Annotated in this window: 17 protein-coding genes and 1 rRNA gene; 8 read left to right on the top strand and 10 right to left on the bottom strand. The window is 56.8% G+C overall.

The genetic code is table 11. The features are described 5' to 3' along the window. Positions 1-170, bottom strand: a 16S ribosomal RNA gene (locus C5F52_RS22350); the annotation flags it as partial. 471 nt (positions 171-641) lie between these two features. On the opposite strand from C5F52_RS22350, the gene C5F52_RS22345 reads away from it, so the two are divergent. The 3 genes from C5F52_RS22345 to C5F52_RS22335 all read left to right on the top strand — a co-directional run bounded on the left by C5F52_RS22345 (position 642) and on the right by C5F52_RS22335 (position 3927). Continuing rightward, positions 642-2543 carry an ATP-binding cassette domain-containing protein gene (locus tag C5F52_RS22345; protein WP_104800560.1) on the top strand — a complete coding sequence of 634 codons (1902 nt, stop codon included), beginning with the start codon at positions 642-644 and terminating at the stop codon, positions 2541-2543. Next, the gene (locus C5F52_RS22340) at positions 2540-3166 is read left to right on the top strand and encodes a LysE family translocator (RefSeq protein WP_104800559.1); all 627 of its coding nucleotides are present in this window, start codon (positions 2540-2542) and stop codon (positions 3164-3166) included. The genes C5F52_RS22345 and C5F52_RS22340 overlap by 4 nt, the downstream gene beginning before the upstream one ends. A 92-nt stretch (positions 3167-3258) precedes the next feature. Further along, the gene (locus C5F52_RS22335) at positions 3259-3927 is read left to right on the top strand and encodes a histidine phosphatase family protein (RefSeq protein WP_104800558.1); all 669 of its coding nucleotides are present in this window, start codon (positions 3259-3261) and stop codon (positions 3925-3927) included. A gap of 46 nt (positions 3928-3973) precedes the next feature. Here the strand turns inward: C5F52_RS22335 and C5F52_RS22330 are convergent, their stop codons facing one another. After that, entirely contained in the window at positions 3974-4810 is an 837-nt protein-coding gene (locus tag C5F52_RS22330) for a creatininase family protein (protein ID WP_104800557.1), read from the bottom strand. Positions 4811-4881: 71 nt separating this feature from the next. On the opposite strand from C5F52_RS22330, the gene C5F52_RS22325 reads away from it, so the two are divergent. The 4 genes from C5F52_RS22325 (at position 4882) to priA (ending at position 11105) form a co-directional block, all read left to right on the top strand. Next, on the top strand, positions 4882-7041 hold the full coding sequence (locus C5F52_RS22325) for a protein-disulfide reductase DsbD (RefSeq protein WP_104800556.1): 2160 nt from the start codon (positions 4882-4884) through the stop codon (positions 7039-7041). Beyond that, complete coding sequence (locus tag C5F52_RS22320) at positions 7038-7442, top strand: CoA-binding protein (protein ID WP_104800555.1); 405 nt, start codon at positions 7038-7040, stop codon at positions 7440-7442. Before C5F52_RS22325 ends, C5F52_RS22320 begins: the two co-directional genes overlap by 4 nt. Before the next feature lie 25 nt (positions 7443-7467). After that, positions 7468-8574 carry a uroporphyrinogen decarboxylase gene (gene hemE / locus C5F52_RS22315; protein WP_104800554.1) on the top strand — a complete coding sequence of 369 codons (1107 nt, stop codon included), beginning with the start codon at positions 7468-7470 and terminating at the stop codon, positions 8572-8574. 347 nt (positions 8575-8921) lie between these two features. Next, the gene (gene priA, locus C5F52_RS22310) at positions 8922-11105 is read left to right on the top strand and encodes a primosomal protein N' (protein ID WP_104800553.1); all 2184 of its coding nucleotides are present in this window, start codon (positions 8922-8924) and stop codon (positions 11103-11105) included. Between the two features lie 5 nt (positions 11106-11110). Here priA and C5F52_RS22305 read toward each other — a convergent pair whose 3' ends face one another. Beyond that, entirely contained in the window at positions 11111-12079 is a 969-nt protein-coding gene (locus C5F52_RS22305) for an AEC family transporter (RefSeq protein WP_104800578.1), read from the bottom strand. A 74-nt stretch (positions 12080-12153) separates the two neighbouring features. Here C5F52_RS22305 and C5F52_RS22300 point away from each other — a divergent pair, with 74 nt between their 5' ends. Then, positions 12154-14247 (top strand): ATP-dependent helicase, encoded by a 2094-nt coding sequence (locus tag C5F52_RS22300; RefSeq protein ID WP_104800552.1) that lies wholly within the window; start codon positions 12154-12156, stop codon positions 14245-14247. Here the strand turns inward: C5F52_RS22300 and fdhF are convergent. Genes fdhF through C5F52_RS22265 form a run of 7 tightly spaced genes read right to left on the bottom strand, consistent with a single transcriptional unit; the run spans position 14237 to position 23530 of the window. Then, positions 14237-17086: a formate dehydrogenase subunit alpha gene (fdhF, locus tag C5F52_RS22295; protein WP_104800551.1), complete on the bottom strand. Its 2850-nt coding sequence runs from the start codon at positions 17084-17086 to the stop codon at positions 14237-14239. The genes C5F52_RS22300 and fdhF overlap by 11 nt on opposite strands. After that, positions 17087-18808 (bottom strand): NADH-ubiquinone oxidoreductase-F iron-sulfur binding region domain-containing protein, encoded by a 1722-nt coding sequence (locus C5F52_RS22290; RefSeq protein ID WP_104800550.1) that lies wholly within the window; start codon positions 18806-18808, stop codon positions 17087-17089. Further along, positions 18805-19401, bottom strand: a complete 597-nt coding sequence (locus tag C5F52_RS22285) for a hypothetical protein (protein WP_104800549.1) — start codon at positions 19399-19401, stop codon at positions 18805-18807. The genes C5F52_RS22290 and C5F52_RS22285 overlap by 4 nt, the downstream gene beginning before the upstream one ends. Positions 19402-19416: 15 nt before the next feature. Continuing rightward, positions 19417-20094: a GntR family transcriptional regulator gene (locus C5F52_RS22280; RefSeq protein ID WP_104800548.1), complete on the bottom strand. Its 678-nt coding sequence runs from the start codon at positions 20092-20094 to the stop codon at positions 19417-19419. A 54-nt stretch (positions 20095-20148) separates the two neighbouring features. Continuing rightward, the gene (locus tag C5F52_RS22275; RefSeq protein ID WP_104800547.1) at positions 20149-20982 is read right to left on the bottom strand and encodes a class II aldolase/adducin family protein; all 834 of its coding nucleotides are present in this window, start codon (positions 20980-20982) and stop codon (positions 20149-20151) included. A 20-nt stretch (positions 20983-21002) separates the two neighbouring features. After that, positions 21003-21995 carry a PDR/VanB family oxidoreductase gene (locus C5F52_RS22270; protein WP_104800546.1) on the bottom strand — a complete coding sequence of 331 codons (993 nt, stop codon included), beginning with the start codon at positions 21993-21995 and terminating at the stop codon, positions 21003-21005. Further along, positions 21992-23530 carry a Rieske 2Fe-2S domain-containing protein gene (locus C5F52_RS22265; RefSeq protein WP_104800545.1) on the bottom strand — a complete coding sequence of 513 codons (1539 nt, stop codon included), beginning with the start codon at positions 23528-23530 and terminating at the stop codon, positions 21992-21994. Before C5F52_RS22265 ends, C5F52_RS22270 begins: the two co-directional genes overlap by 4 nt. Positions 23531-23902 lie beyond the last annotated feature (372 nt).

Genomic DNA, 23902 nt, shown 5'->3' with positions numbered 1-23902 from the left:
GGTATTAGCGTAATTTTCACTACGTTATCCCCCACGACTGGGCACGTTCCGATATATTACTCACCCGTTCGCCACTCGCCACCAGACCGAAGTCCGTGCTGCCGTTCGACTTGCATGTGTAAAGCATTCCGCCAGCGTTCAATCTGAGCCAGGATCAAACTCTATAGTTCGATCTTGATAATTTTTTCGGCCTTTCGACCAACTCATAAATTGGAATCGACGTGATTTTCTTTGACGAATTTCACATCTTTTTTACTTCATGAGCGTTTGTTAGCTAATTAAAGCTAAGTTCCTAAAGAACTTGGCAATCACCATCAAACGCCCACGCTTATCGGCTGTATGTTTTTAATGAACCACTCAACTACTTGAGCAACTACGCTGCGATCAGCGAAGCCTTGCAGTATACATCGGATTTTTGAACATTTCGAAGAAATTTTAAAAATCTTTTCTAACCGCCTCCGCTAACTTGTTTCTGGTAAACCCTAAACAGTTCTTATCAGCGAAGCCTGTCAGTATAGCACTACTTTTAAACCGCGCGCAACTATTTTAGAAAAACTTCACATTTACTCTTTTGAACCCTCTTCGCATCCATCACACTTATAGATAAGAAGCCGCCTGTAGGCAGCCCTTGATAATGGAGCATGTCTTTAATTACCCTACAGAACGCCCAACTCGCTTTTGGGCACGTCGCTCTTCTTGATCACGCAGAGTTTTCCCTTGAAACAGCTGAGCGCGTTGGCCTGATTGGCCGCAATGGCGCTGGCAAATCATCTCTCTTACGCATCCTAGGCGGAATAGAGAAGCCTGACGATGGTGATCTGCGCGTGCAACAAGGCCTGCGCGTCACCTACGTCGCCCAAGAGCCACAACTCGACAGCAATGCATCCGTGTTTGAGTCTGTCAGTGCAGGCTTAGCCCGCATCATCCACCTGATTGAACAGTACTGCGCTGGCGAGGGAGACCTCACAGCCATGCAAAACGAGATTGAAATGTTTGATGGATGGAACTGGGAGCAGCGCGTGCAAGAAACTTTGCACCGCTTGCACCTTGACCCTGATGCGCGTATCAATGCGCTCTCGGGCGGTACCCTGAAACGTGTGGCGTTGGCACAAGCGTTGGTTACATCGCCTGATGTGCTCTTACTAGACGAGCCTACCAACCACTTGGACCTCGACAGCATTGAGTGGCTCGAACAACTCTTGATTGACTTCAAGGGCAGCATCATCACCATCACGCATGACCGTTCCTTCTTGGACAAGGTTGCCACGCGTATCGTCGAGTTAGACCGCGGCCATTTGCTGACCTATCCCGGTAACTTCTCGCAATACCAACTCCAAAAGGAAGAACAAGCCGCGCAAGAAGCCGTCATCAACGCCAAGGCCGACAAACTACTGGCTGGCGAGGAAGTGTGGATTCGCAAAGGCGTGGAAGCCCGCCGTACGCGCAGCCAAAGCCGCATTGGTCGACTCGAAGCCTTACGCGCCCAGCGCGAAGCCCGTCGCGACGCTGTGGGACGTGTCAAGCTCGACGTGGCCAGCGGTGCTCCAACAGGCAAGATCGTGGCCGAGCTCACCGAGGTGGACAAAGCCTTCGGGGGCAAGGTCATTACCAAGAACTTCTCAGCTACTTTCTTGCGCGGCGACAAGATTGGTCTGATCGGCCCCAATGGCGCCGGCAAATCCACCTTGCTGAAAATGATCTTGGGCGAGCTCGAAGCCGACAGCGGCAAGATTCGCCAAGGCGCCAACTTACAGGTGGCGTACTTTGACCAAATGCGCAACGGCCTAGACATGGATGCTTCGCTGGAAGACTTCATCAGCCCAGGCAGCGAATGGATCGAAATCGGCACGCAACGCAAGCACGTCAAAAGCTACTTAGACGACTTCTTGTTCTCGCCGTCACGCGCCACATCGCCCGTGCGCTCGTTGTCAGGTGGCGAACGCAACCGCTTGCTGTTGGCTCGTTTGTTTGCACGCCCAGCCAATGTGCTGGTGCTGGACGAACCCACCAACGACTTGGACATCGACACATTGGAACTGCTGGAAGAGCTGCTGCAAAACTACAACGGGACCGTGTTCATCGTCAGCCATGACCGTACCTTCCTCGACAACGTGGCCACCAGCACCTTGGTGTTTGAAGCCACCGACGACAACCCGGGCTTCTGGCGCGAGTACGAAGGCGGCGTGCAAGACTGGCTCATCCAATCTGAACGCGCGCGCAGTCTTGCACCGCAAACCAAGCCAGCGGCACCTGTGGCTGCCAAAGCAGCAGCAGAAGCTCCCAAGCCCGCGGCGGCGGCAGCTTCCAGCACTGCCAAAACCCGCAAGCTGAGCTACAAAGAGCAGCGCGAGTTGGAAGCTCTGCCAGAACTCATTGCCTCACTAGAAGCAGAACACAAAGAAACCCAAGCCGCCTTAAGCGACAACAGCCTCTACGCCAGTGACCCCGCCAAAGTTGCGCAAATCCACAAACGCGACACCGAAATTGAAGACGCGCTGATGACAGCCCTAGAGCGTTGGGAGCAACTATCCTCGCCTGCATGAGCAGCGAAGAACTATTTGCCTTGATTGCCCTCGCCACCGTGGGCACCTTCACACCGGGACCCAACACCGCCCTGTCGGCCACGATTGCAGCCAACCACGGCCTGCGTCGTGCGTTGCCTTTTGTATGCGCTGTACCCGCAGGCTGGGGCCTGCTGCTTGTGCTCAATGCCGCCGGCTTAGGCGTGATGGTGCTGGGGTTTCCACCCCTGCGCTGGGGCCTGCTGGCCACAGGCGTGTTGTATTTACTGTGGCTGGCTTGGAAACTTGCAAGCACACAGCGCTTGAGCGAAGCCACACTCGGACCGGTTGTGGGCTTCAAACAAGGCGTAATGCTGCAATTCATCAACATCAAAGCGTGGTTCTTAGCGCTGTCTGTGGTGAGTGGTTGGGTCATTGGCCACGAGGACACCCTGGCACGACTGCTAGAAACCTTGCCCATCTTCATGTTCTTTGGTCTCACCAGCAACCTGACCTATGCATGGATAGGCGCCAGCTTGCGCCATTGGTTGCGCGGCCCCAACGACACCGCCCAACGGCTGCAATGGTTCAACCGCATCATGGCCTTGGCGCTTTTGGGCACCGTGGTTTGGATGGTTCGCTCTGCCGCACTGCAAGCGGCTTAAGCCGTGCCGCGCACGTGACTGAGGGTCTCTGCCGCGACTGCAACTCTGACGCCTCATCCTCAAAATGAGGACAAACAACAGACTTCACAGCCATGGGACACCTTTACTTAGTGCGACACGGGCAAGCCTCTCTAGGCGCCGCCGACTATGACCAGCTCAGCCCCTTGGGACAACAGCAAAGCCAACGCCTAGGCGAACACTGGCACGCTCAAGGCATTACCTTTGAAGCGGTCATCACCGGCGCACTCAAGCGCCATGCGCAAACCTTGGCGGGCATTCAAGCGGGGATAGGCACGCAGCACGAAGCCGCGGTGTGGCCGGGCTTAAATGAATACGACGCTGATGCCATCATTCGCGCCATTCAGCCGGGCGAGTTGGTCAAGCCCACCACGCCTGAAGGCTACAAACAACATTTCCGTTTGCTGCGCGATGGCCTCACGCAATGGATGGCTGGGGTGGTCAGCCCGCAGGGCATGCCTAGCTACGCTGAGTTTGCAAAAGGGGTCACATCAGCTTTGGACCACATTCGCCAGCAGCACGCAGGAAATGTATTGTTGGTGTCCAGCGGCGGGCCGATCGCTACTGCCGTGGCACATGTGCTGCGTACCAGCCCAGAAACCAGCATTGAGCTGAACATGCGGCTGCGCAACACAGCCGTGACAGAGTTGAGCTTTAGCACGAAGCGACACAGTCTGCTGAGTTTTAACAGCCTGCCGCACTTGGAAACACCCAGCCACAAAAACTGGGTGACGTTCGCTTAAGGTCTACTGACGCCTGCGCTTGCCTTGGCTCTCGCCACAGCAAGTCTCACACGCGAACAGTGGTCAACGGCAACGCAATGAGTTCTTTGAGCAACAGCGCCAGTTGCTCGCCGGCACTGTGCACCAGGGCCTCGCCCTTGGCGGCTGTGGCTGCAGCGGCATTGCCCGCGGCGCCCTGTGGGTTGTAGTCCTGCATGTGCCAGCCGAGTTTGGCGCTTTTGCCGTTGCCCAACACCACATAGTGCTTGGCACGGTCTTGTGAGGTGGATGCAAAGTTTTGCGCCTCAGCCATGTTCACGCTGGCTGGCGACAGCGCCAGCATCATCGAGGTTTCTATGTCGCCCGCATGGATGCCAAAGCGGTGCTCATCCGCTGAGAACTGCCCCATCACGCCAGCATCCAGCGGCAGGTTGTACCAACTGCTGCTGTAAACAATCAAGCCGTGTTGCGCGCGAAGCTCGCGGGCCACCACATCCATCAGCCCCACATTGCCGCCGTGGGCGTTGAACATCAGCAGCTTCTTCACGCCCGCACGCGCCACCGATGCGCCCATGTCGCACCAGAGCTGAATCAGCGTTTGGGGCGATAAATGCAAGGTGCCTGCAAACGCCGTGTGCTCCGTGCTCAAACCCACGGTTTGTGTGGGCAGCACCAACACGGGGTCAGTTGCCGCCAAATGCCCCAACGCGGCATTGACCACGCCATCCACCAGCACGGTGTCCACTGATAAAGGCAGGTGTGGCCCGTGCTGTTCGGTCGCCCCAAGGGGCAACACGGCCACGGTGCGTGCGGGGTCAAGCGCGGCAAAGTCACGCGTGTTGAGCTCGGCCCAACGGTGCGAGGCCAAAGCTTGGGCGGTGTGTGTGCTGGTGTTCGCAGTCATAAACGCCATCTTACTTTCCCTCCTCTTGACCTGCTGCACGCGCGCGGCTGCGGCTAGGTAACATCTGGCGCATGTTCAAACTCATCTCATGTGTTTTATGGGCCGTTGGCCTGCTCGGCTCGGCATGGGCGCAAGGTGTGCCCACCGCCGTGGTCAGCACACCGCAGCTACGTGCCGAGTTAGTCGCGCACGCACCACAAGGTCTGCAAGCAGGTCAGCCTATGTGGGTGGGCTTGCAGCTCACACACCAGCCCGAGTGGCACACCTACTGGCGCAACCCTGGCGACTCGGGCCTGCCCACGCAAATTGAACTCAACCTTCCTGCAGGCATCACAGCGGGTGAGGTGCAATGGCCACTGCCGCACAAGCTCAAAGCGGGCAACCTCACCAACTACGGCTTTGAGAAAACCGTGTTGCTGGCCGTGCCCCTGACCGTCACCCAAGCGTTCAAACCCAACGCTTCGCAAACGCTAGACCTGCAAGTGCACGCCAACTGGCTGATCTGCCGACTCGAATGCATTCCACAAGAGGGCGACTTTGCGCTGCGCATTCCCGTCAACAGCAGCTTCGCGCCCCATGCTGCGGCGTTCGACGCGCTGCAAGCGCAGCAACCGCAATCTCTACCCAACGCCAAAGTCACCACAAGTTTTGAAGCACAGCGTTTGGTGCTGCAAGTCAGCGGCCTGCCCGCCTCGCTGCACGGGCAAATGATGAGCGTGTTTCCAAACACGCCAGAACTGGTGGAATCCGCCACAGAACAACACCCACAGGCGAACCAAGCTTGGCAAGACGGCGTGTGGACAGTGCAGCTTCCCCTCAGCAACTTGCGTTTGAACGACCCCAAGCAAGTGGGCTTTTTACTCACGACAGGCATGGGCGCTGCGCGACAAGGTTTCGAAATTTCGGCGTCAGTCACGCAAGCCTGGCCTGCTGTGTCAGAGCTACCAGCTGCCACAGCTCCCGCCATCGCACCTGTCGTTAGCGACGAAGGCGCAGTGGGTTTTGTCTTGGCACTGCTAGGCGCATTTGTGGGCGGCCTCATCCTCAACCTCATGCCTTGCGTGTTGCCTGTATTGGCCATCAAACTGCTGGGCTTTGCGCAACACAGCCGAGCCCACCGTGCACACCGCGTGGCGGGCATGGCCTACACCGCAGGTGTGGTGTTGAGCTTTTTGGCCTTGGGCGCTGGCGTATTGGCCCTGCGTGCAGCAGGCGAGCAATTGGGCTGGGGCTTTCAGTTGCAATCGCCCGCCGTGGTGAGCGTGCTGGCAGCCTTCTTCACACTCATTGCGCTGAACTTGTTTGGCTTATTTGAATTTGGGCAAATACTGCCCTCCCGCGTGGCGAGCTTTCAATACAAACACCCCGTCATGGACGCTGCGCTCTCAGGCGTGCTGGCCGTGGCCGTGGCGTCGCCCTGCACCGCCCCCTTCATGGGCGCATCGTTGGGGTTGGCCATGACCTTGCCCGCATGGCAAGCGTTGAGCATTTTTATGGTGATGGGCTTGGGGCTTGCTGCGCCTTATTTGCTGGCCAGCTTCGTGCCTGCGGTTGCGCGCGTGTTACCGCACCCTGGCCCATGGATGGTCACGCTGCGCCATCTGTTGGCCTTTCCGATGTTGGCCACCGTCGTTTGGTTGCTGTGGGTGTTGGGCCAACAAACCAGCTTAGATGCCGCCATGTTTGCGCTGGGCGGTTTGCTGTTGCTCGCCGCGTTCATTTGGTCGCTCAAACAACACACGCTGGCCGCACGTGGTTTGGCTTGGTTGATTGCAGCGATCTTGGTTTGGGGCGCGTTGAACTTTGCGGAAGAACTGAAAGCGCCAGCGAATATCACCACGGCCAGCAGCGCATCGGCAACCACGAGCAGTACACCCAATATGTGGCAACCATGGTCCGAAGCTGCCGTGGCCCAAAGCTTGGCCCAAGGCCGTCCCGTGTTTGTGGACTTCACCGCCGCTTGGTGCGTGACCTGTCAAATCAACAAAAAATCCACGCTCTCCAACAGCGACGTGTTGGCAGACTTGGCAGCACGCCAAGTCACGCTCATGCGTGCCGACTGGACGCGCCGTGACCCCGCCATCACCGCTGCACTCACCGCCTTAGGCCGCAGCGGTGTGCCTGTCTATGTGCTGCATGCGCCAGGCAAAACACCACTAGTACTCTCCGAGTTATTGAGTGTGAGCAAGATGAAAGAAGCGCTCGCCACCTTGCCAGCGACCCAACCATGACCAAAGCTGCCATTCGTCAAAGCCTTGCCAATTGCAAAACCATCGCCGTGGTGGGCCTGTCGCCCAAACCGCACCGCGACAGTTTTCGGGTGGCCAAGTACATGCAAGACCACGGCTGTCGCATCGTGCCCATCAACCCGAATGCACTCGAAGTGTTGGGCGAAAAGTCATATGCATCACTCACCGAAGCTGCGCAGCACGAACGCATCGACATGGTGAACTGTTTTCGCAACTCCGAAGACATCCCGCCGATCGCGAAAGAAGCCATCGCGATTGGTGCCAAGTCGCTGTGGCTGCAAATCGGTGTGGTGAACGACGACGCAGCCAAACAAGCCACCGATGCAGGCTTGGTCGTGGTGCAAAACCTTTGCTTGATGGTTGAGCACCGTCAATTGGGCTAGGCCGGTCCTCGGCGACAATGTCGCCATGTTTGCACCACTCCAAAACGACACCTTTTTGCGCGCTTGCATGCGCCAAGCCACCGACCACACCCCCGTTTGGCTCATGCGCCAAGCCGGTCGCTACTTGCCAGAGTACTGCGCCACGCGTGCCAAGGCAGGCAGCTTCATGGGCTTGGCTACCAATACCGACTTCGCCACAGAAGTCACCTTGCAGCCGCTTGAGCGTTACCCGCTCGATGCCGCCATCTTGTTCAGCGACATCTTGACCGTGCCTGATGCGATGGGCTTAGGCCTGTCTTTCGCCCAAGGCGAAGGCCCCAAGTTCGCCAAGAACGTACGCAACGAAGCCGCTGTGAATGAGCTGGCCGTGCCCGACATGGCCAAGCTGCGCTATGTGTTTGATGCCGTCACCTCTATTCGCAAAGCTTTGAACGGCCGCGTGCCATTGATTGGCTTTTCTGGCAGCCCTTGGACCTTGGCTTGCTACATGGTCGAAGGCGCAGGCTCAGACGACTACCGCCAAGTCAAAAGCCTGATGTACAGCCGCCCCGACTTGATGCACCGCATTTTGGAAATCAACGCTGATGCGGTGGCCCTGTACCTCAACACCCAAATCGAAGCCGGCGCGCAAGCCGTGATGATTTTTGACAGCTGGGGCGGCGTGCTGGCCGATGGCATGTTCCAACAGTTCAGCATGGCCTACACCAAGCGCGTGTTGGCGCAACTCAAGCGCTCGCACGATGGCGTGGTCATTCCCCGCTTGGTGTTCACCAAAGGCGGCGGCTTGTGGTTGCCAGAGATGGCCGACCTCGACTGCGAAGTGTTGGGCGTGGACTGGACAGTCAACCTCGCCAAAGCTCGCGCACAAGTAGGCGGCCAAGTAGGCGGCCCCGGCAAAGCCCTGCAAGGTAACCTCGACCCCAATGCTTTGTTTGCCCCTGCTGACGCCTTGGCCGCCGAAGCGCGCCGCGTGTTGGACGCATTCGGTAAACCCCACACCGACAAAACCACCACCGGCCCGACCCAAATTTTCAACTTGGGCCACGGCATCAGCCAATTCACCCCGCCGGAGAGCGTGGGCGTGTTGGTCGAGACGGTGCACAGCCACTCACGCGCCTTGAGAAAACCTTAAAAGTAAGTCAAGAAATCGTGTGTCAAGTCACCAAAAGTTTTACTTCGACTTCACACTTATGCACAAAAAAGTTGATCCAGCGCACCAAATTGGTTTTTTCTTTTGCCGCATTTGGAAAAACTTTAATCGCTCGTAAGTCTTTGATTCATATAGGATTCTTGGCCTGCATTTTTTTGAGGCAGTTTGTTCAAAGCCTTGATTCATGGGCCTTCGGAGCCACTCAACCGTAGATATCAACAAAGTTATCCACAAAAATTCTGGGTTTACCCTGAAGCCTTTGTAAATCAACGACTTAAAGCCTCTTCTGCCAAAACACCTGAGCAAAACACCCCAACTCACCACTTGACATGTCGCACCAAATTTCAGTGATGGTTCACACCCCCGCGCACAGCGGTATTGGTGGCGCACTCACGTACGAAAGCGATGCAGCGCACGCGCCTGGCACCTTGGTGCGTGTACCTTTGGGTAGCCGAGAGTTGCTGGGCGTGGTGTGGGGGGAGGCCGAGCCGGACACCCCAAACGACGATAAAGCCTCGCTCGCAAACACGAACACCAGCGAGCAGCCATCGTTGTTGATGCCCGATGACCCATCGCTGCAAAACCAAGCGCCAGCCGCCATGCAACTGCGCGCCATCGCCAGCGTGCTGGAAGGCCTCACGCCGCTCAGCGCCCACTGGCGACAGCTGGTGCAATTTGCCGCGCACTACTACCAGCGCAGCGCCGGCGAGGTGGCCTTAGCGGCACTGCCCAGTCAGCTGCGCGACCTCAGCACAGAACAATGGACGCGCCGCTTAAAGCGCAAACCCAAAGCCGTCGTGCCCTATGAAGGTGACACGCAAACCATACCCACACCGACCGACGAGCAAGCCCACGTACTGGCAGACATCGCGGCCAACAAAGGTCCGTTCTTGTTGTTTGGCAACACGGGCAGCGGCAAAACCGAGGTGTACTTGCGTGCAGCACAAGCGGAGTTAGAACGCGACCCACACGCGCAAATTTTGGTGATGGTGCCCGAGATCAACCTCACGCCCCAACTCGAAGAACGCTTTCGCGCGCGCTTTTGCCCGCAGTGGGGCACCGACTGTTTGGTGTCCATGCACAGCAGCCTCACGCCAGCGCAGCGCCTGAAAAACTGGCTTGCCGCACACAGCGGAGAGGCGCGCATTGTGTTGGGCACGCGCATGGCCGTGTTTGCATCCATGCCGCATTTGCAGCTCATCGTGGTGGATGAGGAACACGACCCGAGCTACAAACAGCAGGAAGGCGCGCGCTACTCAGCACGTGACCTCGCCATCTATCGCGGACAACTCGAAGGCGCGAAAGTGATTTTGGGCTCGGCCACGCCGTCATTGGAAAGTTGGCATCACAGCCGCTCAGCCACCGACGCGGGACCCGCAGGCCGCTACATGCGCTTAGCCATGCCCTCACGCGTGGGGCAAGGTGCTTTGCCTTTGGTGCGCCGCGTGGACATGAACCGCCAGCCGTACAAAACCGTGTTCTCCAACCACCTGCTCGACGCCATGCGCGAGCGCGTGATGCGTGGCGAGCAAATCTTGGTGCTGCTCAACCGCCGAGGCTACGCGCCCGTGCTCAACTGCAACGACTGCGGCTGGAAAAGCGAATGCCCCAATTGCAGCGCCTACCGCGTATTCCACAAACTCGACCGCACGCTGCGCTGCCACCACTGTGGCTTCACACAACCCGTGCCGCGTGCGTGCCCAAGCTGCGGCAACTTAGACATCAGCCCCTTGGGCCGAGGCACCGAACAACTCGAAGAACATTTGGCAGAGCTGTTGGCCGATGTACGTCGCCCCGACGGCGAGCCCATTCGCATTGCCCGCATCGACGCCGATAGCACGCGCCTCAAAGGCGAACTCGAACGCCAGCTGGCCGAGGTCCACGCGGGCGCGGTGGACGTGCTGGTGGGCACACAAATGATTGCCAAGGGGCACGACTTCAGGCGCGTCACCTTGGTGGCTGCGCTCAACCCAGACGGCGCTTTGTTCTCAAGCGACTTCCGCGCGCCCGAGCGTTTGTTCAGCTTGCTCATGCAAGCCGCTGGACGCGCAGGACGTGATGCCAGCATGAGCTTGGTCAGCCCCTGCGAGATGTGGGTGCAAAGCTTTCACCCCCTGCACCCGCTGTTTGAAGCGCTCAAGCAACACGACTACCCCGCCTTCGCCGAGCAGCAGCTCAAAGAGCGCGAGCAAGCCACTTTGCCACCTTTCAGCTTCCAAGCCTTGGTGCGCGCAGAGGCACGCAGCCAAGAAACTGCACAAGGCTTTTTAAACGCCGCGCGCGATGCAGGCGCGGCATTGGCCGATGAACTGCTGGTCGATTTGTATCCGGCCGTGCCGATGACGATTCAGCGCGTGGCCAACATCGAGCGTGCGCAGATGCTGATTGAATGCACCTCGCGCAAAGCGCTGCAACATTTCTTGGCGCATTGGCAGGTTGATTTGCATGCGATGCGCAGCGCGCATCGGCAAGTCATTCGCTGGGCGGTGGATGTGGACCCGCTCGCGATTTAAAAAACTTAGCCGTTCAGTAAAGCGACAGCACCCGAGAAGGTAAAAAACGCCGCTGCCGTGGTCACCAAAATAATCATGGCGACGCGCCCTGTGTCTGCATCAAAGCGTTCTGTCAACAAAGCCACATTACTGGCGCTGGGCAAGGCGGCCACCAACACCACCACCACCATGGCGAAGCGGTCGATGTGAAACCCCATTTGCACCGCGGCGGCCAGCACCAGCAAGACCAGCACGGGGTGCAACACCAATTTGAAAATGGCCACAGGCAAAAAGTCACGCCACAGAATAGGCGGATGACCGCTGTCCTTCACTTGAATTTGTGAGCGCGCCAGCACCGCCCCAATGGTGAACAAGGCCACAGGCGATGCGGCATCGGCCAACAGCCCCAAGGTCTTAGCCACGGGTCCGACCAACTGCCAATCCATCGCCGACGACAGGCCGCCCAAGCTGATGGCCCAAGGCATGGGATTGGTCAACACACCTTTGAGGGCGTTTTTGGCGGCGCGGCTTGCACCGTGCTCATCGGCCCCATCTAAGCGCGACAAGGCAATGCACAACGAAGTGGTGAACACCAAATCCACCACGATGGTCACGATGGCAGGGCCCGCAGCAGAAGCTCCTAACAACGCCACCAACAAAGGCACGCCCATAAAACCCGTGTTGGGAAACGCCCCCACCAAGGCGCCGAATGCAGCGTCGTTCCAACCGATGCGTTTGTTCAAGCTCACCGCCACCACAAAGCCCACCATCAGCAACGAACAAAACAAATAGCCAAAGAACAGGGTGGGGTCTAGCAGTTGCACGATGGGCGTGCTCGCCCCGAATCGGTACAACATGCAAGGCAGCGCAAAGAACAGCACAAAACCATTGAGGCCGGGAATCGCATCCAGCGGGAGCATGCGCCGATGTGCGGCCACAAAACCAGCCAAAACGAGCGCAAAGAAGGGAAAGGTAACAAGAAGAATATTCAGCACAGCCGCTATTTTGCCTGCTGGGCAGGTCGGTATCATTGCCCGCTTCGCATTACGCTCAATAAACTGCATATCGAATGTCTGCTGGTCTGAATCTCGCGCAACAAGAAGCCGTCAATTTCTTGCACGGTCCCTGTCTTGTGTTGGCGGGGGCGGGCTCTGGCAAAACACGTGTCATCACGCACAAGATTGGGCGTCTCATTCAAACGGGGTTAGAGCCCAAACGCATCGCGGCGATTACCTTTACCAACAAAGCCGCTGCCGAAATGCGCGAACGTGCCAAGGGTTTGATTGGCAAACCCGCCAACGATGTGTTGATTTGCACCTTCCACGCACTCGGTGTGCGCATGTTGCGTCAAGACGGTGGCGTGATGGGTTTGAAGCCCCAGTTCAGCATCATGGACAGCGCCGACGTGACCGGCATTTTGAAAGATGCCGGCGGCACCACCGACATTGCCACCGCACGCCAATGGCAATGGACCATCAGCCTGTGGAAAAACATGGGCCTCAATTCGGTCCAAGCGATGGCGCAAGCCAAAGACGACAACGAGCGCACCATCGCCAAAATCATGGCGCGCTATGAAGAGCGCTTGAGCGCTTACCAAAGCGTGGACTTTGATGACCTCATTGGCATGCCGTTGAAGTTGCTGCAAGAGCACGACGAGGTGCGCGCCAAGTGGCAAGCCCAACTCGGCCATGTGCTGGTGGACGAATACCAAGACACCAACGCCACCCAGTACGAAGTGCTCAAGTGCTTGGTGGGACCTGACCACTCCAGCGCGCGCTTCACCGCGGTGGGTGACGACGACCAGTCCATCTACGGCTGGCGTGGCGCCACGCTGGATAACTTGCGCAAATTGCCGCAAGACTTTCCCACCTTGAAGGTGATCAAGCTAGAGCAAAACTACCGATCCACCAGCGCCATTCTGCGCGCGGCCAACAACGTCATTCAACTCAACCCCAAGCTCTTTCCTAAGACCTTGTTCTCCGAACTGGGCGAAGGTGAACCCGTGCGCGTGGTCGATGCCGACAACGAAGAACACGAAGCCGAACGCGTGGTGGCCCGCATTCAGTCTTTGCGCGAGGGCACCGATGCTGGCAGCTGCGGCTTCAAAGAGCTCAAAGACTTTGCCGTGCTGTACCGCGCCAACCACCAAGCGCGTATTTTTGAAAAGGCGCTGCGCAAAGCGCAAATCCCATACAAGGTATCTGGCGGCCAAAGCTTTTTTGACCGTGCAGAAATTCGTGACCTATGCGCATGGCTGCGCCTGTGGGTCAACAACGATGACGACCCAGCGTTCTTGCGCACTGTTACCACGCCTAAGCGCGGCATCGGCCACCAGACCTTGGCCGCGCTCGGCCAGTTTGCCAGCCAATACAAACTCAGCATGTTTGAAGCGCTGTTCAGCAACAGTCTGCCCTCGGTACTCAATGCCCGCGCCTTGGGCAGCCTGCACGAATTTGGCCGCTACGTGAACGACCTTGAGTTCCGCGCCCGCCTCACCACTGGCGCAGAAGACGCGCGAGCATTTTTGAACGACTGGCTCAAAGACATCGGCTACGAAAAACACCTCTACGACGCCGAAGAAAGCGAAAAAGCCGCAGCCTCAAAGTGGAACAACGTGATGGAGTTTTGCGACTGGATGGCCCAGCGCTGTGGCGGACAGATTGACGACACGGCGGGCGTGACCACTGGCAATGAAATCAAGAACTTGCTAGAGGTGGCGCAAACCATTGCGCTGCTGTCAACGCTCACCGAACGCGAAAAAGACCAAAACGTGGTGACGCTCTCTACGTTGCATGCCTCCAAAGGTTTGGAGTGGCCGCACGTCATGCTGGTGGGCGTGACCGAGGGCATGCTGCCCTTCAAACTCGATGACGAACCAGGCTCTGAACAAACCAACGAAAACATCGCCGTGCGTTTGCAAGAAGAACGCCGCCTGATGTACGTGGGCATCACCCGCGCCCAGCGCTCACTGGCTGTGAGCTGGACACGCCGCCGCAAAAAAGGCCGCGACATGATTGCCGCCATGCCCAGCCGCTTCATTGCTGAGATGGATCTGAACAAAGACACCGTCAAAGAAGACCCGCGCGAAAAACTAAAAGCTTTACGCGCAGAGTTTGCTCAGCGCGCCAGCGCCGCCTCCGCCGAGAGCGCGGCTAACAAGTAGCAAAGCCCCGCGACTCCGCCAAGCTGCCACCGGCATGAATGGCCACGGCGCAGTACTTGAATTCGGGAATTTTTCCGAAGGGGTCTAACGCGGCATTGGTCATCAAGTTGGCAGCCGCTTCGTAATACGCAAACGGCACAAACACCGCTCCCTGCGGCGTGCCGTCATCACGGCGCACACGCAAGGTCACTTGGCCACGGCGTGAGGCAATGGTGATCACATCCCCCGCTTCCACTTTCAAACGCTGCATATCGGCAACGCACATCGATGCCGTGGCCATGGGCTCGATGGCGTCGAGCACGGTGGCGCGTCGCGTCATGCTGCCGGTGTGCCAGTGTTCCAACTGACGACCGGTGATGAGCACAAATGGGAAATCATTGTCGGGTCGCTCATTGGCCGGAATGATGTCGGCGGGCACCAAATGCACTCGACCATCGTCGGTGGCAAAGTGCTCTTTGAACACGGTGGGCTCGCCCGGATCTTCTGCCGTCAAGCAAGGGTAGGTCACGCTGGATTCGCGTTGCAAACGCTCCCATGTGATGCCACTGATGGCTGCATGCATGGCCTGGCGCATTTCCTCGTACACCTCGGTCACGCCGCTGTGCTGGCCTGCGTAGTTCCAATTCAAGCCAATGCGTTTGGCGATTTGTTGAATGATCCACAAATCGGGCTTGGCTTGTCCGGGTGGATCAATGGCTTGTTGGCCCAGCTGCACCATGCGGTCGGTGTTGCTGACCGTGCCAGTTTTCTCGGGCCAAGCGGTGGCAGGCAACACCACATCGGCGAGCCACGCAGTTTCGGTCATGAAGATGTCTTGCACCACCAGATGCTCTAGTGAGGCCAAAGCGTGGCGTGCGTGGTTCAAATCAGGGTCGCTCATGGCGGGGTTTTCGCCCATGATGTACATGCCGCGCACTTTGTGCGGGTCGCTGTCATCGGCCAAGATCTTGCCCATGATCTCCACCACGGTGTAGCCCGGCTTGTCGTCCAGCGGTGTGTCCCAAAACTTTTCAAACCAATCGTGCGCGGCCTTGTTGGTGACACGCTGGTAGTTGGGATACATCATGGGGATCAAGCCCGCATCACTCGCACCCTGCACATTGTTTTGTCCGCGCAGCGGGTGCAAGCCCGAGCCTGGCTTGCCGATTTGACCCGTGACTGACACCAAAGCAATCAAGCAACGTGCGTTGTCGGTGCCGTGCACGTGCTGACTCACGCCCATGCCCCACAGCACCATGGCGCCCTTGGCAGTGGCAAACGCGCGCGCGACTTCACGCAAAGTTTCTGCGGGAATGCCACAAATCGGCGCCATGGCTTCGGGGCTGTAGCCCTGAACGTTGGCTTTCAAGGCCTCGTAGTTGTTGACGCGATCACGGATGAACGCCTCATCTGCCAAGCCCTCTTCAATCACTGTGTGGATCAAGGCATTGATCATCGCCACATCGGTGTCGGGCTTGAACTGCAAGGTGCGCCACGCGTGTTTGCCCATATCGGTCACACGCGGGTCAGCCAGCACAATTTTGGCGCCGCGCTTGGCGGCGTTCTTCATCCATGTGGCGGCCACCGGATGGTTCGACGTGGGGTTGGAGCCGATGACAAAAATCAACTCGGCGTGTTCCACATCATTGACTTGGTTGCTCACGGCAGCTGAGCCAACGCCCTCTAACAACGCGGCCACGCTGGAGGCGTGGCACAAGCGCGTGCAGTGGTCCACGTTGTTGGAACCAAAGCCGGTGCGCACCAGTTTTTGGAATAAATACGCTTCTTCGTTAGTGCCCTTGGCAGAACCAAAACCTGCCAAGGTTTTTTTGCCATGCGTGTCACGCAAGTGTTTGAGTTGGCCCGCACCCAAGGCCAAGGCCTCTTCCCAGGTTGCCTCGCGAAACACCTGTGACCAATCAGCCGCATCGTGGTTAAGTTGGCCAATGAGCGCTGGGTCTTTGGGCACACCCGCTTTGCGAATCAACGGCACTGTCAATCGCTGAGGACTGTGGATGTAGTCAAAACCAAAGCGACCTTTGACACACAAACGGTTGTGGTTGGCAGGTCCATCACGGCCATCGACGCTGACAATCTTGTTGTCCTTCACGTTGTAGGTCAGCAAGCAACCCACGCCACAGAACGGGCACACCGAGTCCACTTGTTTGTCCACCACTTGCGAACCTATTTGCGTCTTCGGCATCAACGCGCCCGTGGGGCAAGCCTGCACACATTCACCACACGCCACACACGAGCTGTTGCCCATCTCGTCACTCAAATCAAACACAATTTGGCTGTGTACGCCACGGTTGGCATATCCAATCACATCATTCACTTGTTCTTCACGGCACGCACGCACACAACGGTTGCATTGAATACACGCATCTAAGTTGACTGCCATCGCAGGGTGTGACACATCGCACGCGGGTTGTTCGCGGCGCAACGCACGCAACTCAGGTCGCACTTGCACATCTAGACGCGAAGCCCAGTCGCTCAACTCACCATGTTGTCCTTCATCGTTCCACTTGTACCCCACATCAGGCATGTCAGACAGCAACATCTCCAACACCATCTTCTGACTCTTGATAGCTCGGTCACTCACTAGCACTTCGAGACCTGCGGTCGCTGTGCGACAGCAGCTAGGCGCCAAGGTGCGCTCGCCTTTGATTTCCACCACACAGGCACGGCAGTTGCCATCTGCACGCAGGCCATCTTTGTAGCAAAGGTGGGGAATGTCCACGCCATGACGCTGCGCTGCTTTCAGAATGCTTTCGCCCTCATAGGCTTGTACACGCTGGTCGTTGAGCTTGAACTCCACCGTTTGAGGCATCAAATCTGCGGATTGGATCGGAGCGTTCATTTAAACAATCTCCTCTGGAAAGTACTGTTGCACACAACGAACTGGGTTGGGTGCGGCTTGGCCCAAACCGCAAATCGAAGCATCGGTCATCACCTGATTCAAATCTTCCAAGGTGGCGTTGTCCCACACCTTGGCTTGCATCAGCTGCGCTGCCTTGGCCGTGCCCACACGACACGGCGTGCACTGGCCACAGCTTTCATGCGCAAAGAAGTTCATCATGTTCAGCGCTGCATCACGCGCCGAATCGTATTGACTCAACACAATCACCGCGGCAGAGCCAATGAAGCAACCATAGGGTTGCAAGGTGTCAAAGTCCAAGGGAATGTCATTCATGCGCGCAGGCAAGATGCCACCCGATGCACCGCCCGGGAGATACGCATAGAGCGCATGGCCATACAACATGCCGCCGCAATACTCATCAATCAGCTCTTGAATCGTGATGCCCGCAGGTGCGAGCTTGACGCCTGGTTGCTTGACGCGCCCGCTCACACTGAAGCTGCGCAAACCTTTTCGGCCATGGCGACCAAAGCCACTGAACCAGTCCGCGCCTTTTTGCACGATGTCGCGCACCCAATACAGGGTTTCAAAGTTGTGTTCGAGCGTGGGCCTGCCAAACAAGCCCACTTGCGCAATGTAGGGGGGTCGCATACGCGGTTCACCGCGCTTGCCTTCGATGCTTTCAATCATGGCGGACTCTTCGCCGCAAATGTAGGCACCTGCGCCACGACGCAACTCGATGTGCGGCAAGGGGCATGGTGGGTTGGCTCGTAAATGCGCCAACGCTTGCGTGAGTAACGCGCGACAGCCGTGGTATTCATCACGCAAATAGATGTAAATCGCATCAATGCCCACCACGTGGGCGGCCACCAACATACCTTCTAAAAAACGATGCGGGTCACGCTCTAGGTAGGTGCGGTCTTTGAAAGTGCCAGGCTCACCCTCGTCAATGTTCACCGCCATCAAACGTGGCGCAGGTTGCTCGCGCACGATGCGCCATTTACGACCGGCAGGAAAACCTGCACCTCCTAAGCCTCGCAGGCCTGAATCTTCCATGGCGTTGAGCACTTGCTCAGCATCCGCTTTGCCCGTGTGCAGGTCGGCCAGCAAGCGGTAGCCGCCATCGGCCACATAGGCTTCGAAGTCGACATGCTCGGTCATGGCTTGGTGGGTTTGCTTGGCGCTCACAGTGGCCGCCACCAATTCAGGCGTGGCATGTGGCACAGGGTTTTGGTGCACCACGGCCACTGGCGCTTGTTCGCAACGGCCCACACAAGGAGCTGCGATCACGCGCACATCTGGGCTGCCTAGCAAGGCTGGTAATTTGTCGATTAACTGCTTGGCGCCTGCAAGCTCACAGCTCAGGCCCTCGCACACGCGCACGGTCAGCCCTGGCACGGCTTCATCGCCACGCACCACTTCGAAGTGGTGATAGAAAGTGGCCACCTCAAACACCTCGGCCATCGGCAGTTTCATCTCATTGGCCAAGGCCACCAAGTGGCGGTCGTGCAAACAACGGTAGGTGTCGTTGAGCTTGTGCAAATGCTCAATCAACACATCGCGGCGATGCGGCGCTTCGCCAATGAGCGCGCGCACTTCTTGCAACGACAACGCATCAACCTGTCGTCCTTTGAGGTGACCTTTGCGACGAATCGCTTCTCGCATTTGGTCCACAGAGGCCACCACCACGTTAGGAATAGAAGAATTTGATACGGAATGAGTCATGAGGAAGAGGCCAGGCCTCCGAGTTTTTTCTTTCTTGCCACGTCAAGCCACTCGGGGACTGTGAATGCGTCTGGCAAGCAAGCAATTAATTTTTCGCAATGGTCTGCGTTTCGATCGTCACTGACGAGAACTTTAATGCGGCTTGTGTTCAGTCCAATTATTTCTTTGAACTCAATTTCTAGGTGCTGCGTCAATGCGTGTTCATGGTTGCTCTCCACCCAAGCCAACGTGTCCAAATCGGACCATTGAAACAAACGTTCTTTTTGCGCACGACGACCAAATATCTGCGGGGCATGACTCCAAACCAAATGCACACCGTTTTTACTAAAACTGATCCGATGCACATACAGGAGATCGTTGAGCGCCGACTTGGCGGCATAAAAAATTCCAAGCAGTAGAAAAATCAGCCCTGCGGTCTGTGGATCACCAAGTTGCTTCGACTGCCAATAGGCTGTCGCTTGCGGAACCCACAGAAAAGAAAATCCAAGCGAAAAACACACGAGTCCAAAAAACAATCGCCACAAACGAGGGCGTTTCACCAAGTAAAGGGGGACATCGACAGTGAGGTGAAACGCGTCAGCAAGTTGTCCCATAGGGTCATGTCCGTCTTAGGCTTCCATGCGTTCAAGTTCTGATTCGGAATGCTGAAGATTGCCGACCAATGCCTCTCTCGCAACGTCTGTGTGCTGTACAGACAAAGCGGCCGCCAGGTCGCCATTGCCGTCATGAATGGCTGTGACGATGGCGGCATGTTCATCCCAAATGCCATCACGGCCCACGCTTCTTTGCAAGACAGCGCCCATCACGCGGCGCAGATGAATCCAGTGCAGCATCGCGTTATCCACGATGAACGGATTACCAGAGGCTTCGTAGATGGCTTTGTGAAACGCAGTGTCCGCCTCAATCATGGCTTTGACATCTGAACCCACAGCGGCTTCGCGCCCCGCGTCAATCAACGACAAAGGAATCTTGGCATGACGCGCGGAAGCCAACCTTGCGGCCAGGCCATCCAACGCGCCGCGCACTTGGTAGAGGTGACCGATCTGAACAGGGTTGAGCTTGGCGACCACCAAACCACGGCCTGGTGCTTCTTCAAGCAAGCCGTCTTTTTTGAGCAAGCGCAACGCTTGCAAAACAGGCGACCGCGACACGTTGAGCCGTTCAGCCAGGTCTTCTTGGGTGATGCGTTCACCTGGTGCGAGCTTTCCCGCGCTGATGGCATCTAGCAATGTTTTATAGACTTCATCCACGTAGTCTGTACGACTGGGAATCTTGGCCAAACTCATTCAGAACTCCATTTTTTCTTCATGATGAGGCTACCAGATTCCCAGCGACGACACTTACGCGAACATGTCGGGTTGCGTGGCAGCCAAATGGTCGTAAATGGGTTGGAAATGCAACCAGCCAATGTATTCAGAGCCCACGTGTTCACGGCTGTAGCGTGAACGCTCTGGCGTGACCAACACAGGCTTGTGCCCCGTGGCTTCAACCATCAACTGTTGACGGCAGCAACGCTCCAAGGCGATGAACCAAAACGCCGCGGCTTCGATGCTGTGGCGGCTGGCCGTCAGCAAACCGTGGTTTTGGTGGATGGCGGCTTTCACGCCCTTGAACCAATCACACACCGCCAAACCTGCGCTCTCTTCCACCGCGACTTGACCGGCTTCGTCTTTGATCACCACATGGTCTTCAAAGAAAGCCGCGGCATCTTGCGAGATAGGCTCAAGCGGGCGACCCAGCGCGGCAAAGGCAGTGCCATACACCGTATGGGCATGACACATGGAAATGATGTCGGGGTGCGCCTCATGCACTGCGGCATGCAGCACAAAGCCCGCACGGTTGATGGCATGCTTTCCTTCCACGACATGGCCTTTGTGATCGGCCAAGATCAGGTTTGACACCTTGACCTGTGCGAAGTGCACACACATGGGATTGGTCCAGTAGAGCTCTGGATGCTCAGGATCGCGAATGGTCAAGTGCCCCGCAAAACCGTAGTCAAAGCCTTCCAATGCAAAGGCTCGGCACGCGGCCACTAAGCGTTGTTTGCGGTGCAGTCGCTCAGCTTCAAAGCTTTCAAACTTTGGCATCTCTGGGTAAATCAACCCACTTTGTATCGGGTCATAAATTGATTTTTTGTGTTGCGTTGCAACGGGTGTTTTAACTTTGTCCAACATATGTATCTCCTGATGGTTATTCAAAGATCTAACGACAATGTTTTGCCCTTGGCGCGTGACACACACACGGTGAGGCAACGTGTCTTTTCTTCGTCATTCAAGATGTAGTCGCGATGATCGACTTCACCGTCGACATAGTCCACTTTGCATGCACCGCACAAGCCAGATAGGCACGAGGTGGCAACCCTTCTGCCCGTGAGCTCAATGGCACGCACAATGGTTTGGTCTGGCCCCACTTGAATGGTTTCGCCGCTGCGAACCAAGCGCACCTCAAATGCACCGTCGGGCATATCGGAGGCCACAGGATCAGGCGCCTTGAAGTGCTCGCTGTGCACCATAGCGTCTGGCCAATGCGCACTCGCTTCTGCGCAGGCTTTCATAAATCCTCCCGGCCCGCAGTAGTACACATGTGTGTCAGCAGCCGGCTGCCACAGTAACGCTTTGATGTCTAGACCCTTGGCAGGATCTCCCTCATCAAAGTGAAAGTGCAAGCGCTCAGCAGGTACAACGGTACGCAGCGCATCGACAAATGCAACGTTTTTGGGGCTGCGTGCGCAGTAGTGCAATTCAAATGACGCGCCTTTGGCAGCCAGCGCATGCGCCATGGACTTCAGCGGCGTGATGCCAATGCCACCCCCTAACAAAATGGTGTGTTTTGCATCGGTGGTCATTGGAAATGCATTGCGCACAGGGCCGACGGTGATCACATCGCCCACGCGCACCTTGTCGTGCATGGCTTGTGAGCCGCCTCGACTCTTGGGCTCGCGCAACACACCCAGCACCCATTTACTTGCATCCTGTGGATCGCCCGCCAATGAGTAAGAGCGAACAAGACCTCCTGCCAAATGCACATCCACATGCGCGCCAGCCTCAAAGCTGGGCAACGCATGTCCGCTGGGATCCGTCAACTCAAAGGAACAAATACCTTGGGCTTCTAAGCGGATGGCCTGCACCTGCAATTGCATGTGCTCAAGCGGTTGTGACATCACGTTTTTGGGCAACGGGGCGTTCATGCGTGCCTCTTGGCCAGCACTTCTTGTTGGAGCGCTTCCATCTTGGTTTGGACAAACTGAGCGCGCTCTTGACCTTTGAGCTTTTCTGCCTCGGTGATGATCGCCAGAACTTGCTTGGCCAGGTAACGACGCAAAGTCACTTCCTCTTCTGTCGTACGTCCAACAGGCAAATCAAACACGTTACCCGAGCAGTAGCTGTTGGGCTCACCACCGCAATCACGCAGCCACTGGGCAAACTGCTCTGGGCCGGCTTGCGGGTTGGTGCCGCGCACAGCGTCACGCAGCAGTTTACGGAACATGTACAACCCTGCATCGAATTTGGTGGGGTTTTCCAACGCATGAATCGCAATCGGGCGCTGGCTGATGATGGCCTCGTAATCGCCAGGCGCGTATTGGCAGTCTTTGTAGTTTTCACGTGCGCGGTGATCTGTCGGGATAGGCGGCATGTCTTCCAGCTTGTATTTGCCGAATCGCTCAGGACGGCGCATGGCCACTTGACCTTCCAAGAAGTCGATGGTCTCGTAACCCACCATGCTCTTGTCGCCAATGCCACGCGTATCAATGCCGGGGCCCATGACACGCCAGCCGATCATTTTGCTGTTTTGGTCATCCACCGGCACAGTCCAACGGATCATGTGAAAGCGGCTGAACAATTTCTTTTTCTTGCCATCTTCTGATGTGTAGGCATGCAAGCTCATGTTGGGCAACACCTGGTGTTGCACACGAATGAACATGTGATCGTCGTCTGAACGACGTGCACCTGCACCAGCCAAGCCACGTCCACCATGCACAGGCACAAACTGCATATCGGGGGGCACTTCCATTGATGCAGCACCCACCTCGTCAAACGTGGTGCCTTGGTAGTGCTCACCTGTCACTTGGCGTTTGGCGTGCAACGCCATGGTGTGATAGTTGTCGGCTGAGTTGTCTTGCACTTGCAGCCAGTTGCAATGTTGGAAGTTGCTGTACGGCACCAGCTCATCACCATCGGCAACCGTGTAATTGCTTTCCCACTCTGGAAATGGCGGCTCTTGCTCGGGCGGGCCCATGTAGGCAAAGATCAAACCATGACGCTCGAAGGCCTTGTAGGCCCCTTGTCGGATCGAACAACGATAGCGCTCACCTTCTTCCTCTTCACCTTGTGGGAAAGGCACGCGCAAACATGTGCCATCGATGTCAAACACCATGCCGTGGTAGCAGCATGAAATGCCATGCTCTTCGATCTTGCCGTATTCCAATGAAGCACCGCGATGCACGCAATGTGCGTGCAGCAAGCCAATGCGGCCCGAACCATCACGGAATGCCACCAACTCTTCCCCCATGATTTTCAGAAAACGTGGTGTATCCGTGAGCTCCATGGCCATGCAAACCGGATGCCAAAAACGACGCATGTATTCGCCCAAGGGCGTGCCTGGCCCCGTCTCCGTCAGCTCGGGGTCATGGCCCGGCTCGCGGCTGGTGTAGTAGCCCCCAAACGGAACCAACTTCTTTTCCGTGGGTGCGTCTGCTGGATTGGTTTTGTCTCGTGTGTTCATGGCTCTGCCTGTGAGGTTTGTGGCTGATGAAGAGATTGAATTCCGCGCTCTGTATTCTGTATACATAGAATACCGTCAGAGTTTGGCCTGGTGAATCAGGAGTAACCCTTGTTGTACAACGAGACTACAAACTGCACAGCACAAAGAAAAACCCCGTAGCTTCTTGCGAAACTACGGGGTTGAATCTGGTGGCCTGGACGGGGATCGAACCTGTGACACGCGGATTTTCAAAGCATAGCGCTTCACTTACGCCTTGTTTTTATGCGGCTTGAAGCTTGTTATTTTACGCCGTGTAACAAACCGTGCAACGCATAGTTCAACTCTGCAACAGAGAACCAAACAAAAAGTGACCGTCAAATTATTAGGTGGTGC

This window comes from Limnohabitans sp. TS-CS-82 (assembly GCF_002943475.1).
This window is presented reverse-complemented; position numbering and strand designations above follow the sequence as displayed.

What these genes read in the sequence shown, in the direction of transcription:
- priA (WP_104800553.1), top strand. Translation starts at nt 8,922, where the DNA reads ATGTCGCACCAAATTTCAGTGATGGTTCACACCCCCGCGCACAGCGGT.
- fdhF (WP_104800551.1), bottom strand. Translation starts at nt 17,086, where the DNA reads ATGAACGCTCCGATCCAATCCGCAGATTTGATGCCTCAAACGGTGGAG.
- C5F52_RS22335 (WP_104800558.1), top strand. Translation starts at nt 3,259, where the DNA reads ATGGGACACCTTTACTTAGTGCGACACGGGCAAGCCTCTCTAGGCGCC.
- C5F52_RS22270 (WP_104800546.1), bottom strand. Translation starts at nt 21,995, where the DNA reads ATGAACGCCCCGTTGCCCAAAAACGTGATGTCACAACCGCTTGAGCAC.
- C5F52_RS22330 (WP_104800557.1), bottom strand. Translation starts at nt 4,810, where the DNA reads ATGACTGCGAACACCAGCACACACACCGCCCAAGCTTTGGCCTCGCAC.
- C5F52_RS22325 (WP_104800556.1), top strand. Translation starts at nt 4,882, where the DNA reads ATGTTCAAACTCATCTCATGTGTTTTATGGGCCGTTGGCCTGCTCGGC.
- C5F52_RS22345 (WP_104800560.1), top strand. Translation starts at nt 642, where the DNA reads ATGTCTTTAATTACCCTACAGAACGCCCAACTCGCTTTTGGGCACGTC.
- C5F52_RS22275 (WP_104800547.1), bottom strand. Translation starts at nt 20,982, where the DNA reads ATGTTGGACAAAGTTAAAACACCCGTTGCAACGCAACACAAAAAATCA.
- C5F52_RS22340 (WP_104800559.1), top strand. Translation starts at nt 2,540, where the DNA reads ATGAGCAGCGAAGAACTATTTGCCTTGATTGCCCTCGCCACCGTGGGC.
- C5F52_RS22285 (WP_104800549.1), bottom strand. Translation starts at nt 19,401, where the DNA reads ATGGGACAACTTGCTGACGCGTTTCACCTCACTGTCGATGTCCCCCTT.
- hemE (WP_104800554.1), top strand. Translation starts at nt 7,468, where the DNA reads ATGTTTGCACCACTCCAAAACGACACCTTTTTGCGCGCTTGCATGCGC.
- C5F52_RS22280 (WP_104800548.1), bottom strand. Translation starts at nt 20,094, where the DNA reads ATGAGTTTGGCCAAGATTCCCAGTCGTACAGACTACGTGGATGAAGTC.
- C5F52_RS22290 (WP_104800550.1), bottom strand. Translation starts at nt 18,808, where the DNA reads ATGACTCATTCCGTATCAAATTCTTCTATTCCTAACGTGGTGGTGGCC.
- C5F52_RS22265 (WP_104800545.1), bottom strand. Translation starts at nt 23,530, where the DNA reads ATGAACACACGAGACAAAACCAATCCAGCAGACGCACCCACGGAAAAG.
- C5F52_RS22320 (WP_104800555.1), top strand. Translation starts at nt 7,038, where the DNA reads ATGACCAAAGCTGCCATTCGTCAAAGCCTTGCCAATTGCAAAACCATC.
- C5F52_RS22300 (WP_104800552.1), top strand. Translation starts at nt 12,154, where the DNA reads ATGTCTGCTGGTCTGAATCTCGCGCAACAAGAAGCCGTCAATTTCTTG.